16 protein-coding genes and 1 tRNA gene are annotated in these 16,064 nt (G+C 73.9%); 5 read left to right on the top strand and 12 right to left on the bottom strand.

Going from position 1 to position 16,064, the window contains the following annotated elements:
• Positions 1-79: 79 nt before the first annotated feature.
• The gene (locus tag J1M37_RS10385; RefSeq protein WP_060973864.1) at positions 80-1,528 is read right to left on the bottom strand and encodes a PhoH family protein; all 1,449 of its coding nucleotides are present in this window, start codon (positions 1,526-1,528) and stop codon (positions 80-82) included.
• A 221-nt stretch (positions 1,529-1,749) separates the two neighbouring features.
• On the opposite strand from J1M37_RS10385, the gene J1M37_RS10380 reads away from it, so the two are divergent.
• Entirely contained in the window at positions 1,750-2,397 is a 648-nt protein-coding gene (locus tag J1M37_RS10380; protein ID WP_206452576.1) for a rhomboid family intramembrane serine protease, read from the top strand.
• On the opposite strand, the gene J1M37_RS10375 is transcribed toward J1M37_RS10380, so the two are convergent.
• Positions 2,376-3,149, bottom strand: coding sequence for an isoprenyl transferase (locus J1M37_RS10375; protein WP_041105013.1), 774 nt, complete (start codon positions 3,147-3,149; stop codon positions 2,376-2,378). The genes J1M37_RS10380 and J1M37_RS10375 overlap by 22 nt on opposite strands.
• Positions 3,150-3,254: 105 nt before the next feature.
• Here J1M37_RS10375 and trhA point away from each other — a divergent pair, with 105 nt between their 5' ends.
• Positions 3,255-3,974 carry a PAQR family membrane homeostasis protein TrhA gene (trhA, locus tag J1M37_RS10370; RefSeq protein ID WP_206452575.1) on the top strand — a complete coding sequence of 240 codons (720 nt, stop codon included), beginning with the start codon at positions 3,255-3,257 and terminating at the stop codon, positions 3,972-3,974.
• Between the two features lie 156 nt (positions 3,975-4,130).
• Here the strand turns inward: trhA and J1M37_RS10365 are convergent, their stop codons facing one another.
• Together J1M37_RS10365 and mca are read right to left on the bottom strand one after the other, a co-directional pair.
• Positions 4,131-4,535: a hypothetical protein gene (locus J1M37_RS10365; protein ID WP_036384966.1), complete on the bottom strand. Its 405-nt coding sequence runs from the start codon at positions 4,533-4,535 to the stop codon at positions 4,131-4,133.
• Between the two features lie 48 nt (positions 4,536-4,583).
• The gene (mca, locus tag J1M37_RS10360; RefSeq protein WP_078025760.1) at positions 4,584-5,576 is read right to left on the bottom strand and encodes a mycothiol conjugate amidase Mca; all 993 of its coding nucleotides are present in this window, start codon (positions 5,574-5,576) and stop codon (positions 4,584-4,586) included.
• 115 nt (positions 5,577-5,691) lie between these two features.
• Here mca and J1M37_RS10355 point away from each other — a divergent pair, with 115 nt between their 5' ends.
• The 3 genes from J1M37_RS10355 (at position 5,692) to J1M37_RS10345 (ending at position 7,626) form a co-directional block, all read left to right on the top strand.
• Complete coding sequence (locus J1M37_RS10355; protein WP_002856530.1) at positions 5,692-6,138, top strand: DUF4307 domain-containing protein; 447 nt, start codon at positions 5,692-5,694, stop codon at positions 6,136-6,138.
• Positions 6,139-6,396: 258 nt separating this feature from the next.
• Positions 6,397-6,891 (top strand): transcription elongation factor GreA, encoded by a 495-nt coding sequence (gene greA / locus J1M37_RS10350; RefSeq protein ID WP_073115954.1) that lies wholly within the window; start codon positions 6,397-6,399, stop codon positions 6,889-6,891.
• Between the two features lie 96 nt (positions 6,892-6,987).
• On the top strand, positions 6,988-7,626 hold the full coding sequence (locus J1M37_RS10345) for a GPP34 family phosphoprotein (RefSeq protein WP_002856532.1): 639 nt from the start codon (positions 6,988-6,990) through the stop codon (positions 7,624-7,626).
• Positions 7,627-7,636: 10 nt separating this feature from the next.
• On the opposite strand, the gene ilvA is transcribed toward J1M37_RS10345, so the two are convergent.
• The 8 genes from ilvA to J1M37_RS10305 form a co-directional block, all read right to left on the bottom strand.
• Entirely contained in the window at positions 7,637-8,968 is a 1,332-nt protein-coding gene (gene ilvA / locus J1M37_RS10340; protein WP_206452574.1) for a threonine ammonia-lyase, read from the bottom strand.
• Positions 8,968-10,185 (bottom strand): AI-2E family transporter, encoded by a 1,218-nt coding sequence (locus J1M37_RS10335; RefSeq protein ID WP_036339978.1) that lies wholly within the window; start codon positions 10,183-10,185, stop codon positions 8,968-8,970. Before J1M37_RS10335 ends, ilvA begins: the two co-directional genes overlap by 1 nt.
• Positions 10,182-11,153 carry an aldose epimerase family protein gene (locus tag J1M37_RS10330; protein ID WP_049147429.1) on the bottom strand — a complete coding sequence of 324 codons (972 nt, stop codon included), beginning with the start codon at positions 11,151-11,153 and terminating at the stop codon, positions 10,182-10,184. The genes J1M37_RS10335 and J1M37_RS10330 overlap by 4 nt, the downstream gene beginning before the upstream one ends.
• A gap of 121 nt (positions 11,154-11,274) precedes the next feature.
• Positions 11,275-12,150: a Bax inhibitor-1/YccA family protein gene (locus J1M37_RS10325; protein ID WP_036384970.1), complete on the bottom strand. Its 876-nt coding sequence runs from the start codon at positions 12,148-12,150 to the stop codon at positions 11,275-11,277.
• 184 nt (positions 12,151-12,334) lie between these two features.
• Positions 12,335-12,411: transfer RNA gene (locus J1M37_RS10320), tRNA-Leu, on the bottom strand.
• A gap of 91 nt (positions 12,412-12,502) precedes the next feature.
• Positions 12,503-13,918, bottom strand: a complete 1,416-nt coding sequence (locus J1M37_RS10315; protein WP_049147430.1) for an NAD(P)/FAD-dependent oxidoreductase — start codon at positions 13,916-13,918, stop codon at positions 12,503-12,505.
• Between the two features lie 53 nt (positions 13,919-13,971).
• The gene (locus J1M37_RS11745) at positions 13,972-15,570 is read right to left on the bottom strand and encodes a DUF501 domain-containing protein (protein WP_095353414.1); all 1,599 of its coding nucleotides are present in this window, start codon (positions 15,568-15,570) and stop codon (positions 13,972-13,974) included.
• Positions 15,571-15,599: 29 nt separating this feature from the next.
• On the bottom strand, positions 15,600-16,064 hold a 465-nt coding region (locus J1M37_RS10305), incomplete at its 5' end, for an FtsB family cell division protein (protein ID WP_241251022.1).

Here is a 16,064-nt window from a genome sequence, read left to right as displayed (position 1 = left end):
CCCATCCCCCCCCTCCGCGGGGCCGAGCACCCCCGCCGGGGGCCGCTGCTTCGGCAGCGGCCCCTTTTTCATGCCCGGCTCAGGCTCGGCCCTCCTCCAGCAGGTCCGTGACCAGCGCGGCGATCGGGGAGCGCTCGGAACGGGTCAGCGTCACGTGTCCGAACAGCGGGTGGCCCTTGAGGCGCTCCACCACGGCCGCGATGCCGTCGTGCCGGCCCACGCGCAGGTTGTCCCGCTGGGCGACGTCGTGGGTCAGCACGACCTTCGAGTTGCGGCCCATCCGGCTCAGCACCGTGAGCAGCACGTTCCGCTCGAGCGACTGCGCCTCGTCCACGATCACCCACGCATCGTGCAGCGAGCGGCCGCGGATGTGCGTCAGCGGCAGGATCTCCAGCATCCCGCGGTCCACCACCTCGTCCACCACGGACGGGGAGACCAGCGCACCCAGGGTGTCGAACACGGCCTGCGCCCACGGGCCCATCTTGTCGCCCTCGGAGCCGGGCAGGTAGCCGAGGTCCTGGCCGCCGACGGCGTACAGCGGGCGGAACACGACCACCCTGCGGTGCTCGCGGCGCTCCATCACGGCGTCGAGGCCCGCGCACAGCGCCAGCGCGGACTTGCCGGTGCCCGCGCGGCCGCCAAGGGAGACGATGCCCACGCTCGGATCCGTCAGCAGCTCGATGGCCAGCCGCTGCTCGGCGGAGCGGCCATGCAGGCCGAACACGTCGCGGTCCCCGCGCACCAGGCAGGCTCGGCCGCCCTCGCCGACCCGGGCCAGGGCGGAGCCCCGGGGCGCGGTGAGCACCAGCCCCGTGTTGACCGGCAGGCGGTCCGCCTCGGCCGGGGCCTCCTCCGGCCCGGTCTCGACGCCCGTGCCGGTCAGGGTCCCCAGCGGGACGCCGGCCAGGTCGACCTCGCCGTCGTCGTAGAGGGCGTCCAGCCGCTCCTGCGCCACGCTGAGGGAGACGGTGCCGCGCCAGCCCGAGTCACGCACGAGCTCGTGGCGGTACTCGTCCGCGGCGAGGCCCATGGCCGCCGCCTTCACGCGCATCGGCAGGTCCTTGGACACGACCGTGACCGTGGCGCCCTCGTCCGCGAGCGCCTTCGCGACGGCGAGGATGCGGGAGTCGTTGTCCGTGCCGCGGATGCCCAGGGGCAGCACGTCCACGGACACGTGGTTCAGTTCGATCCGCAGCGTGCCGCCCTCGGGGGTGATCGGCACGGGCTGGTCCAGCGCGCCGTGGCGGCCGCGCAGGTCGTCGAGCAGGCGCAGGGCCGTGCGCGCGTAGTAGCCGAGGTCGGGGTCGGCGCGCTTGGCCTCGAGCTCCGAGACCACCACGAGCGGCAGGACCACCTCGTGCTCGGCGAAGTGCAGCAGGGCGCGCGGGTCCGAGAGCAGCACGGACGTGTCCACCACGTAGGTCCGCAGGCCGGTCGCCTCCGCCGGCCCCGCCTCAGCACGCGCCTGGCCCGGCCGGCTCGACGGCTCCTGCCGGGTCTGCGCGTGCTCCACGAGCTCTGCCACCATGTCTGCCTCCTGTGCCGGTGAACCGTGCGGGCGGGGGCCCGCCCACGGGCCACGCTAGGAAGCGGCGTCGTCCGCCGGGGCCCGGCACGGTGAACCCGGGATGAAGTCGCGGTGACGGTCCGTCCGGGCCCCGCCACGGCCCCGGCGTCCCGCGCTCCCTACACTGGAGACGCGCCGCCGACGTCCCGACGGCCGCCCGCTCCCCGTCCCCAGGAGGGCCCATGAGCATGCACCGCCCGTCCCCCGGCCTGCCCGATCTGCCGGGCGGCCCAGCCCCCGCCCCGACCCTGGCCGAGCGCGCCGGGGGCCGCCTGCTGGGCGCCGTCGCGCCCACCGCCGTGCTGATCGCGGCCATGTGGGTCGCGCAGTTCGTGCTGATCTTCCTCGGCCGGGTGATCATCCCCGGCGTGGGCCTGATCCCGCGGCGCCTCGACGGCCTCGACGGGGTCCTGTTCTCCCCCGTGCTGCATGCCGGCTGGGCCCACCTGATCGGCAACACGACGGCGCTGCTCGTCCTCGGTCCGCTGGCCGCCCTGGTCTCGCGCCGGCCGGTGGCCCTGCTCGTCTGCGCCTGGCTGGGCTCGGGCCTGCTGACCTGGGTGATCGGCACCCCGGGCGTGCACATCGGCGCCTCCGGGATCGTGTACGTGCTGATCGCGTTCCTGATCGTCTACGGGGTCGCGGTGCGGCGGATCGGGGCGGTCGTCGTCTCCGTGCTCGTCGCGCTCACGCACCTGGGCTCGAGCCTGATCGGCCTGCTGCCGGCACCCGGCATCTCGTGGACCGGCCACCTGGCCGGGGCCGTCGTCGGGGTGCTGCTGGGCCTGTGGTGGGGCCGCGCCGACCGTCAGGTGCCGAACCGGCGCTGACGGCTGCCGTAGTCGCGCAGGGCACGCAGGAAGTCGACCTTGCGGAACGCGGGCCACATGGCCTCGCAGAAGTAGAACTCCGAGTACGCGGACTGCCAGAGCAGGAACCCGGAGAGCCGCTGCTCCCCGGACGTGCGGATGACCAGGTCCGGGTCCGGCTGGCCGCGCGTGTAGAGCCGGTCCGCGATCTGCTCGACGGTGACGGACTCGGCCACCTCCGCCGCGCTGTGGCCCAGGGCGTGCTCGTCCCGCAGCAGCTCGCGCACGGCGTCGAGGATCTCCTGGCGGCCCCCGTAGCCCACGGCCACGTTCACGTGCACGCCGTCGTGGCCCTTGGTCTGCTCGGCGACCTCGGCGAGCCGTCGCGCCATGGGCTCGGGGAGCAGGTCCACCGCGCCGACCGGCTGCACGCACACGGGGGCGCGGCCCTCGGCCGGCTGGGCGAGGCGCTCCGCCGTCGTCTGGATGATCTCCAGGAGCGGGGCGAGCTCCTCCGCCGGACGCCGCAGGTTCTCGGTGGAGAGCATGTAGAGCGTGACCACGGGGATGCCGGCCTCGTCGCACCAGCCGATGAAGTCGAGGATGCGCTCGGCGCCGGCCTGGTGGCCCTGCTGCGTGGACGCCCCGAACGCGCGGGCCCAGCGACGGTTGCCGTCCACCAGCACGCCGATGTGCCGGGGCAGGCGCTCCGGGTCCAGGCCGCGCGTCAGCCGCCGCTCGTACAGGCGGTAGAAGGCCTCGGGTCGACCCACGGCGCGCTCCCCTCTCGGACGGTCCTGCGAGCCTCCAGGATACGCGCGCGGCACACAGCGACCATCCCGTGCCCCGGCCCCGGGCCGACCGACGACAATGGAGGCATGGACCCTGTGACACCCCTCCGCGAGACCGACGCCGCCCGTCGCCTGCGCTGGCGCATCGAGCGCATCCGCGACCCCGACCATCCGCTGTACAAGCCCCGACTGCGCGGCTGGATCCACGCGGTCATGGCGCCGCTGACGCTCGCGGCCGGCATCGTGCTCATCGTGCTCGCGCCGACCGCGACGCTGCGGTGGGCCAGCGCGGTCTACGCCGTGACGGGCCTGCTGCTGTTCGCGGTCTCGGCGACGTACCACCTGGTGCAGTGGAACGAGGTGGTCTCCCGTGTCCTCAAGCGGTTGGACCACACGAACATCATGCTGGTCATCGCCGGCACCTACACGCCGCTCTCCCTGGCCCTGCTGGCTCCGGACCGGGCGCGCGTGCTGCTCACCCTGGTGTGGGTGGGGGCCGTGGCCGGCGTCGCGTTCCGGGTGCTGTGGACGGATGCCCCGCGCTGGCTCTACACGCCGGTGTACGTGGCCCTCGGGCTGGCGGCGCTGCTCTACCTGGGCGACTTCTTCGCCGCGGATGCGGCGGCGGGGTGGCTGATCGTGGCCGGCGGCGTCGCGTACATCACGGGCGCGGTCTTCTACGCGCTGCAGGCCCCCACGATCCACCGCGAGTGGTTCGGCTTCCACGAGCTGTTCCACTCCTTCACGGTGGCCGGCTTCGTGTGCCACGCCGTCGCCATCTACCGGGCGGTGCTCGTCGTCGCCTGAGCGTGTCGAGGAAGGGGGTCTGCGCCCCGCCGGGCAGCGCCGAGGCCCGCAGACGCGCCGCTACGTCCATGCCGTAGCGGCGCGTCTGCGGGCCTCAAGGGTTCGGGCGTCGAGTCTCGGGCGTCGAGTCTCGGGCGTGCACGGGCCCGACGGCGGTCAGTCGCGTCCGGTGTCCGGGGCCTGGGGCTCCGGGGCCGGCTCCTGGAGGTAGCCGGGGTACTTCTCCTGCAGGCGGCGCAGCCGGTCCTCGGAGTCCGCGTCCAGGTGCTCGCCGCCCGCGCGGACCTCGTCCGGCAGGTGCTGCTGATGGCGCTCCACGAGCATGGCCTCGGCCTCCGGGGAACGCTGCTGGACGCGGCGCACCGAGCGGACCATGACGCGGAGGACGATGATCGCCATGACCACCATGAGCGCGGTGAACAGGAACCCCTCGATGCCGGGGGTGACCTCCGCCTCCTCGAGCCCGGGGCGCAGCGTCGGCTCCGGGACGGCGGGCACCGGCGCGGGGCTCGCGGCCGCGAGCGCGGTGAGGACGAGGGGAAGGCCAGACAGGGGTGTCACGCCGCCCCACTCTACCGGCCCCGGCCGCACGGCCCGAGCCGGGGCGACTCAGCGCAGGCCGGCGAAGAGGTCGTGCTCCGGCAGCTCGGAGGGCACGCGCGAGTCGATCAGCGCGAAGTCCTCCCACGGCCAGGCGCGCCGCTGCAGGTCGTGGGGGGCGTCGAAGAACATGCCGTCGGGGTCGATCTGCGTGCGGTGCGCCCGCAGGGCGGCGTCGCGCTCGTCGAGGAAGCCGGTGACGTCCACCTGGGTGGTGACGTCGTGGTCCGCGGTGACCCACGGCGGGATGACCTCCGGGTCGGGCACGTCCTCCCCGGCTTCGCGGCGGCGCAGCACCTCGCGCATCGCGTCCATCGCGTCGAACATCATCAGGCGTCGGGCGAACGGCACGTCCTCGCCGTCGGCCTCGGCCACCGCGGCCATCGTGCGGAACTTCCGCGGGTTGAAGCCGCAGTCGTAGTAGACCTTCGAGACCTCCCACGCGGGCCCGGCCTCGGGGTACTCGTCCGCGAGGCCCGCGGCCCGGTAGGCCTCCATCGTCACGGCGTGGGCCTGCAGGTGGTCCGGGTGCGGGTAGCCGCCGACCTCGTCGTAGGAGATGAGCACGTGCGGGCGGAACCGGCGCACGAGCGAGATCAACGGGGTCGCCGCATCCTGGAGCGGGACCTCGGCGAAGCAGTTCGCCGGGAGGGCGGGCAGCGGATCCCCCTCGGGCAGGCCCGAGTCGAGGAAGCCGAGCCAGGCGTGCCGGATGCCGAGGATGCGCGCGGCCTCGGCCATCTCCTCGCGGCGCACGGCCGCGATGTCCCGGTCCGCCCGGGTGGTGTCCCCGAACGACGGGTTGAGCAGGGTGCCGGCCTCGCCGCCCGTGCACGTGACGACCATGACCTCGGCCCCGGCCGCCGCGTAGGCGGCCATCGTGCCGGCCCCCTTCGAGGACTCGTCGTCCGGGTGGGCGTGCACCGCCATGAGACGCAGCCCGGTGGAGGGCGGCAGGGCGGTGCCTGCGGCGGGCTGGGCCTGGGGGGTCTGATCGGTCACGGGGATCGCACACTCCTGTCCGGATGGCGGAGCCGCCGCGGGGGCGGCGGCGTGAGGGGTCCAGGCCGACGTCGTCATCGGCCTCCGGCGGCGGGCAGCGGCTAGGGTGGAGGGGATGTCTCACCACGCCCCCGCGGTCCGCGCGCAGGACCCCACATTAGCCAACCGGTACGGCACGGACCACACGCGTCCGGGCCGTCGTCGGCTGTGGGCGGGCCTCGGCGGGCTCGGGCTGGTCGTGGCCGTGCTGCTGTCCGTGTGGATCGGCCTGAACATGTCCGTGGGCGCCATCGAGTACAAGGACGTCGGCTTCACCATCGAGGACGACGGCCACGCGACCGTCACCTTCCAGGCCTCCGTCCCGGAGGGCGTGCAGGCCGAGTGCGATGTGCTCGTCACCGACTCCCACGCCGCCCCCGTCGGCTTCCGCACCGTCCGCCTGGAGACCCTGCCGGCCGACCGGCGGGACTCCCCCTCGGACGCGCAGCAGCGCTACACCGTGGACGTGCGCACCGTGGTGCGGGGCGACTCCGGCGTCGTCGAGACCTGCCGCAAGGTCTGAGCCCTCCCGGCCCGCTCCGCCCTCGGCGTAGCGGCCGCCTTTGGTGTGACGCACGCCGCCCGGATAGACTCGTCGGAGCATTCCCGCCCCGCCGGTGAGTCAGGCAGGCGTCGCACGGAGCCCTCGGGTCACGCGCGCCCTCCTGATCGGCGGGGTCTTTCGCATGCGGGCGCGTCCGCCGGACGCGGATCGCGCACCGGATACGGTGCGCCGCGCCCCGGACTCCGCATCACCCGAGACAGAAAGGCGGAACAGAGCATGACCACCAGCCAGTCCGACGCCCCGTGGCTGACCCAGGAGGCGTACGACCGCCTCTCCAAGGAGCTCGAGTACATCTCCGGCCCCGGCCGCCAGGAGATCATCGAGCGCATCGAGGCCGCCCGCGATGAGGGCGACCTCAAGGAGAACGGCGGCTACCACGCCGCCCGCGAGGAGCAGTCCAAGAACGAGGGCCGCATCGCCGAGCTGAAGCACCTGCTCGAGACCGCCCGCGTCGGCGAGGCCGCCGAGAACGACGGCGCCGTGCACCCGGGCACCGTGGTGACCGCCGTCGTCGCCGGCGACGAGATGACGTTCCTCTTCGGCAACCGCGAGATCGCCGCGGACGACGAGTCGCTCGAGGTCTACTCCGAGCGCTCCCCGCTCGGCGAGGCCATCAACGGTGCCAAGAAGGGCGACAAGGTCTCCTACACCGCCCCGAACGGCAAGGACATCAAGGTCGAGATCAAGGACGTCCAGCCCTACTCCGGCTGACCCTCCCCGGCCCCGACGACGGCCGCGGTCCCCTCCAGGGGCCGCGGCCGTCGTCCGTCCCGGGTCCCACCGCGCCCCCGTTGCTACTCTGGCCCCATGCTGACCGTCGAGAAGGCGCACCTGCTGCTCACCCGCGAGGACGGGCTCTCCGAGAGCCCCTCCCACCACCGCGTGGCCCTTGCGGCCGCCGCGCTGGCCGACCACCGCTCCGCCGGGATCGTGACCCTCGAGGACGTCCCCGTGGACCGGGCCCGCGTGCTCGTGACCGCGGCCGGCACCACCGGCGACCCCGTCCTGGACTCCTCCCTCGGACAGGTCGACGCCCTGGCCGGCCGACCGCTCGTGTCCACTGTGGCGGCCGGCAAGCCGGATCTGCGCAAGGCCGTCGTCGCCCATCTGACCGAGACCGGCCGCCTCACCGAGCGCAAGGCCTTCCTGGCCACCCGGCACGTCCCCCGGGGCACCGCGCGCACCGAGCTGCTGGCGCACCTGACCGCCGTGGTCCTCGACGAGGCCGAGCCCTCCGACGAGGACGTGCTCCTGCTCGGCGCGCTGCAGCACCTCAACCTCGCCCGACGCCTCCTGCCGGGCGCCCACGAGCGCTACGACCGCCGCGAGATGGTCCGCCGCATCGAGACGCTGACGCGCGAGGACCTCCTGGTCCAGGCCGTGCGCCGCGCGGTGGGCGGGACCTGTGGCACCGTCACCGCGGCCGCCGCCGGCTCCGTGGCCTGAGCCGGCCCGGTCAGGGCAGCGGGGCCGGGCTGTAGCCGGCCGCGCGCAACGCCTCCAGCACCTGGGCGGAGTGCTCGGTGCCGCGGGTCTCCATGTCGATCGTGATGTGCACGCCGCCCATGGACAGCTCAGGGCCGACGCGGGTGTGGTCCACGCGCACCACGTTGGCGTCCGTGTCCGCGATGATCCGTGAGATCGTGGCCAGCTCGCCCGGGCGGTCCCGCAGCGGGATGCGCACGGTCATGTAGCGCCCCGCGGCCGACAGTCCGGCCTGGATGGACTTCAGCATGAGCATCGGATCGATGTTCCCGCCGGAGAGGATCACGGCGGTGGTGCCGAGCTCGAAGCCCAGGTCCGCCGTGCGGCCCGCCAGCAGGGCGGCCACCCCGACGGCGCCCGCCGGTTCCACCACGAGCTTGGAGCGCTCGAGGAGGTGGACGAGGGCCGCGGCGATTTCGTCGTCCGTGACGGTCACGACGGCGTCCACCAGCTCGGCGGCGATCCGCAGCGGCAGGGCCCCGGGCCTGCCGACGGCGATGCCGTCCGCGATGGTGGACACGCTCTCCAGCACCTGGACGCGGCCCTCCTCGAGGGAGCCGGGGAACGCGGCGGCGGTGGCCGCCTGCACGCCGATGACGCGCACCGTACGCCCACGACGCCGGGCGGCCTCCTTGAGGGCCACGGCCGTGCCGGCGATGAGCCCCCCGCCGCCGATGCCCATGATCACGGTGTCCACGTCCGGCAGCACGTCGAGGATCTCGAGGCCGACGGTGCCCTGGCCCGCGATCACGGCCGGGTCGTCGAACGGCGGGATGAACACGGCACCGGTCTCCGTGGCCCACCGCTGCGCCTCGGCGAGGGACTCGTCCACGGTGGAGCCGTGCAGGACGACCTCGGCGCCGTGGTCCCGGGTGGCCTGCAGCTTGGGCAGGGCGACGCCGTGCGGCATGAAGATGCGGGCGCGGATGCCGAGCTTGGCGGCCGCGAGGGCGACGCCCTGGGCGTGGTTGCCGGCCGAGGCGGCCACGACGCCGCGGCCGCGCTCCTCCTCGCTCAGCTGCGCCATCCGCACGTAGGCGCCGCGGACCTTGAACGAGCCGGCCCGCTGCAGGTTCTCGCACTTCAGGTGCACGTCCGTGCCCACGGCCCGGGAGAGCGCCCGGGAGTGCTGCAGCGGGGAGAGCTCGGCGATCCCGCGCAGCGTCTCGCGCGCCCGCTCGATCTCCCCGAGGGTGACGGGCAGCGCCGTCGGGGCCGGCGGGCCGCCGGCGGGCCGCACCCACCGGGGCGACGGCGTCGGGACGGTCCGGTCCGGGGTGTCCGTGGCCTGCGCCGCGCCCATCAGGCGTCGTCCCCGTGCCGGGTGCCCGCGTCGGCCTCGGAGGCGAGGGCGGCGTCGTCGTGCGCCGAGGGGCGGTACCGGTGGGAGCCGGCCGTCTCGTCCTCCGCGCCGCCCGGTTCGAGGGCGTGGCCCGTCCGCTCCGTGAGCTCCTCGGGGGTGTCGGCGGTGAGGGCGCGGACGAAGCTGTTCACGAAGGCCAGCACCGGCACGGCGAACACGGCGCCCGCCAGACCGAGGACGGTGGAGCCGGCGGCGACGGCCAGGAACACGGCCAGCGGGTGCAGCGCGACGGCCTTGCCCATCACGAGCGGCTGCAGGACGTTCGACTCGATCTGCTGCACGAGCAGCACCACGCCCAGCATGAGCAGCGCGTTGACCAGGCCGTTGGACATCAGCGCCAGGAGCACCGCCATCGCGCCGGTCAGGGTGGCGCCGATCATCGGGATGAACGAGGCCAGGAACACGAGCACGGCCAGCGGGATGGCCAGCGGCACCCCGAGGATCAGGGCACCGATGCCGATGCCGACGGCGTCGATGAACGCCACGAAGATCTGGACCCGCACGTAGGAGCCGAGGGACTGCCAGCCCGAGCGGCCCGCGCGGCCCACGGTGGCCCGGTGCGCCTTCGGCACGAAGATCAGCAGGAAGCGCCAGATGCGGTCGCCGTCGTAGAGGAAGAAGATCAGGGAGAACAGGGCGATGAACAGGCCCGCACCGATGTTGACGGCCGTGGAGCCGAACGAGACGGCGCTGTTCATGACCGTGGCGGAGTTGTCCCGCAGCGTCTGCCACAGGCCCTCCAGCCCGGCACCGGACCGGGGGATCTCCACGCCCACGCCGGCCAGCCAGGCGATCGCGTCGTCGACGGCCTGGCCCAGCTGGTCGCCCAGTTGGGCGAAGCCCTGGACGATCTGCTGACCGGCGAGCCCCATGAGGCCCACCACGACGACGACCAACAGCAGCACGCACAGCAGGGCGGCCGCGACGCCCGGCACCTTGATGCGCCGCATCGCCTGGAACACCGGGGCCAGCAGGGTGGCCAGCAGCGCGGCCACGAGGATCGGGATCACCACGAGGCTCACGAAGCCCAGCAGGTACACCACGACGCCGATGCCGATGACGACGGCCACCAGCCGCCAGGACCAGGCCGCGGCCACCGTCAGCCCGTAGGGCACGTCCTTGTTGATCTTGGTCTGGGCCGCCAGGGTCGAGCTCACGCGCGATCCTCCTCGTGTGGGTGGTCGGGGACATGGGGGGTCAGACCCCACTGGACGCTCCAGCGGGCGTGCGGGGCGAGCCGGTGCAGGCCCTCCCCCGAGTTCAGGGCGTCCGCGGGAGCGGTGAGCGGCTCCACCGCGAGCGCCGTGTCCCGGCCGGGCAGCCGGTCCGTGACGAAGACGTGGGTGTAGGCGAACGCGTGGTCGGACCACAGGGTCACGGCCCGGCCGTCCGCGGCGAGCAGGGTCTGGCGGTGGCGGCCGTCGGCGTCCGGGGTCAGGCCGGTGAGGCACACGTCCAGGGCGTCCTCGCCCACGGCCCGGCCGCGGCGGAAGTCCAGGTCCGTGCCGTCCACCGGCAGGGTCTCCACGGGGATGAGGTCCTCCCCCGTGCGGATCCAGGCGTCCGCGGGCACGCGCAGGCTCAGCTCCGCCGTCGGGACGTCCCCGATCCGCAGGAACGGGTGGGCGCCGACCGCCACGGGCACGGTGGCGTCCGTGTGGTTCTGCACCTCGGCGGTGACGGCGAGGCCGCCGTCCGCCTCGAGCTCGTACGTGACGCGGTGGGTGAGCCGGAACGGCCAGCCGTGCTGGGGGTGGATCTCACCGCGCAGGGTCACCGCGTGGGCGGAGAACGTCTCGGTGACGAAGTGGGTGTTGCGCAGCAGGCCGTGGCTGGCGTGGCCGCGCGCGGGTTCGGTGACGTCCAGGCGCTGCTCGACGCCGTCCAGGATCCAGCGGGCGCCGGCGACGCGGTTCGGCCAGGGGCTCATCTGGATGCCGTTGGCGGCGGGCGGGACCACGTCCTGGCCGTACGGCTCGGTCAGGTCCACGCCGCCCACGCGGTACCTGCGCAGGGCACCGGCCAGGCCGACGACGACGGCCTCCGCGGACCCGCGGTGCAGGCGGTGCTGGGTGCCGGTGGCGTCCGGAGCCCCGAAGGCGGGCAGGTCGCTGGTCTCGGTCACGGGACCTCCTGAGTGGCGGCGAGGGACCCCCTCAATCTACGCCCTCGCGGACGCAGACCGCCCCGGCCCTGTGCAGGACCGGGGCGGCGGTGCGGGTCTCCGTGCGGGGACGGGGCGCCGGTCAGTCGTTGCCGCGCAGGATGGCGACGATGCGCAGGATCTCGATGTACAGCCAGATCAGGGTCACGGTCAGGCCGAAGGCCACGGACCAGGAGTACTTCTGCGGGGCGCCGTTCTTCACGCCCACGGCGGCCATCTCGAAGTCCATCGTCAGCGAGTACGCGGCGAGCAGCACGGCGATCGCGCCGATGATCAGGCCCAGGCCGCCCTCACGCATGTTGCCGATGCCGGTCCAGGTGAGGACCAGGTTGACGAGCATGAAGACGAGGTAGCCGATCATGGCGCCCATGACGATCTTCGTCATGCGCGGGGTCGGGCGGAACTTGCCCGAGGTGTAGAGCGCCAGCATCACCGCGAACACGGAGAAGGTGCCGAGCACGGCCTGCACCACGATGCCCGGGTAGGCGCCCTCGAAGAACGCCGAGATGCCGCCCAGGAACAGGCCCTGCGCCACGGCGTAGGCCATGATCAGCACGGGCGAGGGCTCGCGCTTGAACGCGTTGACCAGGCCCAGCACGAGGCCGGCGATCGCGCCGATGATCATCAGGCCCGGCGAGAACCAGCCCACGGCGCCCGCCACCACGACGAGCACGAGCATCAGGCCGGTCTTGCCGACGACGTCGTTGAAGGTCATCCGGCCGGTCTGCTCCGGGCCGGCGGAGGGCGCGCGGAAGGCGTCCTCCATGGACTGCTGGTGCGCGTACTGCTGGGCCGCCTGGCCGGCGCCGAACGCCTGGGCCTGGCCGTACGGGCTCTGCTGCTGGCCGTACGGGGACTGCGCGGACTGCTGCCCGCCCTGGTACCAACCGGGCTGCGCCTGTCCGCCGCCCTGCATCTGCTGCTGGAAGTTCTGAGAGTTCATGACCGGATTCGCCACGGCTCACTCCTTCGGGTCGAGTCGGCCCGGTCGCACGCCGCCGCAGTGAGCAGCGCTCGTGCCCCGGGGTTCAGCACGATCCTATCGGGAGGTCTGTGTCCGCGCGCGGGGTCGGAGCGTGGATCCGCGCCGGTTCACCGGCTGTTCACGGTGGGCGCAGAAGCGAGGCGCGCGGGGAGACGCGTGGTGCCCCCGGCGGGACTCGAACCCGCAACACGCCGATTTTAAGTCGGCCGCCTCTGCCAGTTGGGCCACGGGGGCGTGGCGGGCCCGTGGACGCGGGCCCGGGTGCGGACGATGCCGGCCCCGCCCGATGCGCTCGGACGGGGCCGGCGGCCCGCTGGCTGCGGGATCAGCCCTTCGAGGACTCGAGGGCCCGCTGCCGCTCGAAGCGGCCGGGCTCGAGCTCGACGCCCGCGGCGCGGCGGAACGGGTTGAACGGGGTGTCCAGGCCCGCCACCGAGGTGGAGTCACGGCCGAACAGGGTCTCGGCGACCCAGCCGGACAGGATGCGGAAGCGCCGGTCCAGGGTGGGCATCGCGTAGGCGTGGTAGCCGCGGTGCGCCAGGAAGGCGGCGGGGCCGGAGATCTTCACGCCGAGCGGGTTGCCGACGCCCTTGAAGAAGCCCAGGCCGGCGACGGCGCCGAGCGACTTGTGCACGTACTCCTGCACCTCGCCCTCGCCGTGGCGGACGGCCATGTAGTTGGCGGCCAGCTGCTTGGCCTGACGGCCGGCGTGCTGGGCGTTCGGGACGCAGAACCCGCCGGGGCCCGCGCCGGTCAGGTCCGGGACGGCGCAGACGTCGCCGCAGCCCCAGGCGCCCTCGAGCACGCCGTTCTCTCCGTCCTTGACCTGGAGGGTGGGGGTGACCTCGATGCGGCCACGCTCCTCGACCGGGAAGTCGGTCTGCTTGGCCACGGCGTTGGCGGCCACGCCCGCGGTCCACACGAGGGTGTCGGCCCCGAACTTCTCCTTCTCGGACTTGTCCTTCATGTCTACGAGGGTCATGATCCCGTCCGTGGCGTCGCCCAGCGAGGTGTTGAGCAGGACCTCGATGCCGCGGTCCTTCAGGTGCTCCACCACGCCGACGGCCTGGTCCTCGCCGACCTCGGGCATGATGCGGCCCATCGCCTCGACGAGCACGATGCGGACCTCGGACTGGGACAGGCGCGGGTCACGGGCGACGGCGGTGCGGATGAGGTGCTCCATCTCGCCCACGGTCTCGATGCCGGCGAAGCCGCCGCCGACCACCACGAAGGTCAGGGCGCGACGACGGGCCTCGGCGTCCACCATGAGGGAGGCGGCGTCCAGACGCTCCAGGATCTGGTTGCGCAGCGCCACGGCCTCCTCCACGGTCTTCAGACCGATGCCGTGCTCGCCCAGGCCCTTGATCGGGAAGACGCGGGTGGTGGCGCCGGCGGTCATGGCGATGTCCTGGTAGGGCAGCTCGAACTCGTGGCCGTCCTCGCCGCGCACGGTGGCCACGCGGCGGGCGTGCTCCACCTTCACGACGGTGCCGCGCAGCACCTCGGCGTCCTTGAGATGGGTGGCGTGGTCCACGACGACGTTGCGCCCCTCGATGTGGCCGCCGACGACCTCGGGCAGGAACGGCTGGTACGTCATGTACGGCAGCGGGTCCACGACGGTCACGACGCCGCCGCGGTCCTTGACCTTGGTCTGCAGCTCCTTCGCGAGCTGGAAACCGGCGTAGCCGCCGCCGACGATCAGCAGGCGCGGCTTGGGAGACAGTTCAGGAGTGAGAGACATACCGCCAGTCTACGCACGCACGGGCCCGGCCCCTCCATCTTCTGCCGCCGTGGTCAGGACCGCAGCGAGAGCACGATCCCGTCCAGGATGTCGTGCTCGCTCGCCCAGGCCTCGGTGACGCCCGCGACCTCGGCCACCCGCTCCAGGACGGTGCTCCACAGCAGCGCGCCCGCGCCGATCACGTCCACCCGTCCCGGGTGCATGAACCCCCGCTCGGCGCGTTCGGCCCGGGTCGCCGCCACGAGGCCCTCCGCCGCCGCGCGGAACTCGGCGATCGGCAGGCGCGCACCGTGGATGGCCTCGGGCTCGTACGTGCTGAGCCCGAGGGCCTCGGCGGTCACGGTGGTCACCGAGCCGGCCACGCCGACCACGCGCGCCACGCGTTCCAGCGGCAGGCGGGCGGCGGCGTCGTCGAGGAGACGGAGCGCGTCTGCGCGGGCCGCGGTGACCTCATCCGACGTCGGGGGGTCGGAGCGCAGATGACGCTCGGTGAACCGCACGCAGCCCATGTCCAGGCTGACCGCGCCCACGACCTCGCCCGCGGGCGTGCCGACGACCAGCTCGGTGGAGCCGCCGCCGAGGTCCACGACGAGCACGAGGTCCTCCGGGCCCAGGTCCGCGGTCTCGACGGCGGAGACGGCGCCCGCGAAGGACAGGCCGGCCTCCTCGGCGCCCGAGACGACCTCCGGCTCGACGCCGAGCCGCTCCCGGACGCCGTCGACGAACGCGGCCCGGTTGGAGACGTCCCGGCTGGCGGAGGTGGCCACGAACCGGACCCGGCCGGCGTGGTGGCGCTGGACCAGGCGGGCGTACTCGTCGACCGCCGCGAAGGTGCGCTCCAGCGCGGCGTCGGAGAACGCGCCGGTGGCGTCCACGCCCTCGCCCAGGCGCACCACGCGCATCTCGCGCACGACGTCGGCCAGCGGCGCCGCCGGGTCGGCCCCGGCGCCGGTGGTCTCGTCCGTCCCGGCCGGCCGGGAGATCAGCAGGCGGATGGAGTTCGTGCCGCAGTCCACGCCGGCCACCGTCACCTCCTTCAGCGCGGCGACGCGCTCGAGGTGCTTCACGTGCCGGGAGAGGTCCTTCGTGGGCACCGCCGCGGCCTCGTCCCACGCGCCCTCGCACGCGCAGACCTCGGGCGTCCACCACGGGGCCACCAGGGCGATCGCCTCGTCCCCGAGCGGGTTCACCCCCGGCCCGGCCGCGAGCGCGTGGCCCACGAGGGCGTGCAGGCACTTCACGCGCTCGGGCATGCCGCCGGCCGAGACCCCGGCGATCTCCGGGACGGGCCCCGTGCCGGCCTCGGCCCCGACCCGGTCCCGCTCGGCGATGTAGGCCTCGTGCGCCGCGCGGTGCGCGGCCGCGAGCGCGGGGTCCTGGGCGAGGCGGTCGTTCATGCGCGCCATCTCCCCGTCCGCCTCCACGCGCGAGACCGCCGCCGTCAGCACGGGGTGCGTCAGGTAGAAGGTCGTGGGGAACGGGATGCCGTTGGAGAGGCGCGGCGCGGTGGTGGCCACGAGGGGGTTGCCGCACACGCAGCGGGCGCCGATCTCCACGACGTCCCGGACCGGGCGGCCGAGCTGGCGGGACAGGGTGTCCAGGTCCTTCTCGGTGACGGTGCGGTCCTGGGCGGGGCGGGGGCTGACGGTCATGGTGTCCTCAGGGGGGCGGGACGCGGGGTTCACTCGAGCCCGGCGCGGACGGCCGAGTCCCACAGGCCCTCGGCCCACGGCAGGCGGGTGTTGACGACCTCGTCCGCGCCGGCGGCGGGCGTGTCCTCGGCCTCGGTGTCGGTCTCGGTCTCGGTCTCGGTCTCGGAGGGTCGTCCCGTCACGGAGTACAGGGTCTCCCCCGGCATGACCAGCTCGAGGCGCTCGCGCGCCTGCTGGGTCACGTAGGCGGGATCGTCCCACAGCTGGATCCGCCGTTCGTAGTCCTCACGCTGGGCCTGCATGGTGGCGATCTCCTCGCGCGCGGCCGAGATCTCCAGCTGCTGGTTCAGGAACGCGCGCAGCGTGGGCGCCACCAGGACGGCGGCCACCAGCAGCACGGCGACGACGATGAGCGAGCGGCCCGTGATCTGCCGGGCCGGCACCGGCTCCGGCAGCGGGGCCCGACGGCGGGCGGCCGTGGCGGCGGCGGATGC

Source organism: Micrococcus sp. KRD012 (assembly GCF_017168555.1).
Taxonomy (GTDB): domain Bacteria; phylum Actinomycetota; class Actinomycetes; order Actinomycetales; family Micrococcaceae; genus Micrococcus; species Micrococcus luteus.
This window is presented reverse-complemented; position numbering and strand designations above follow the sequence as displayed.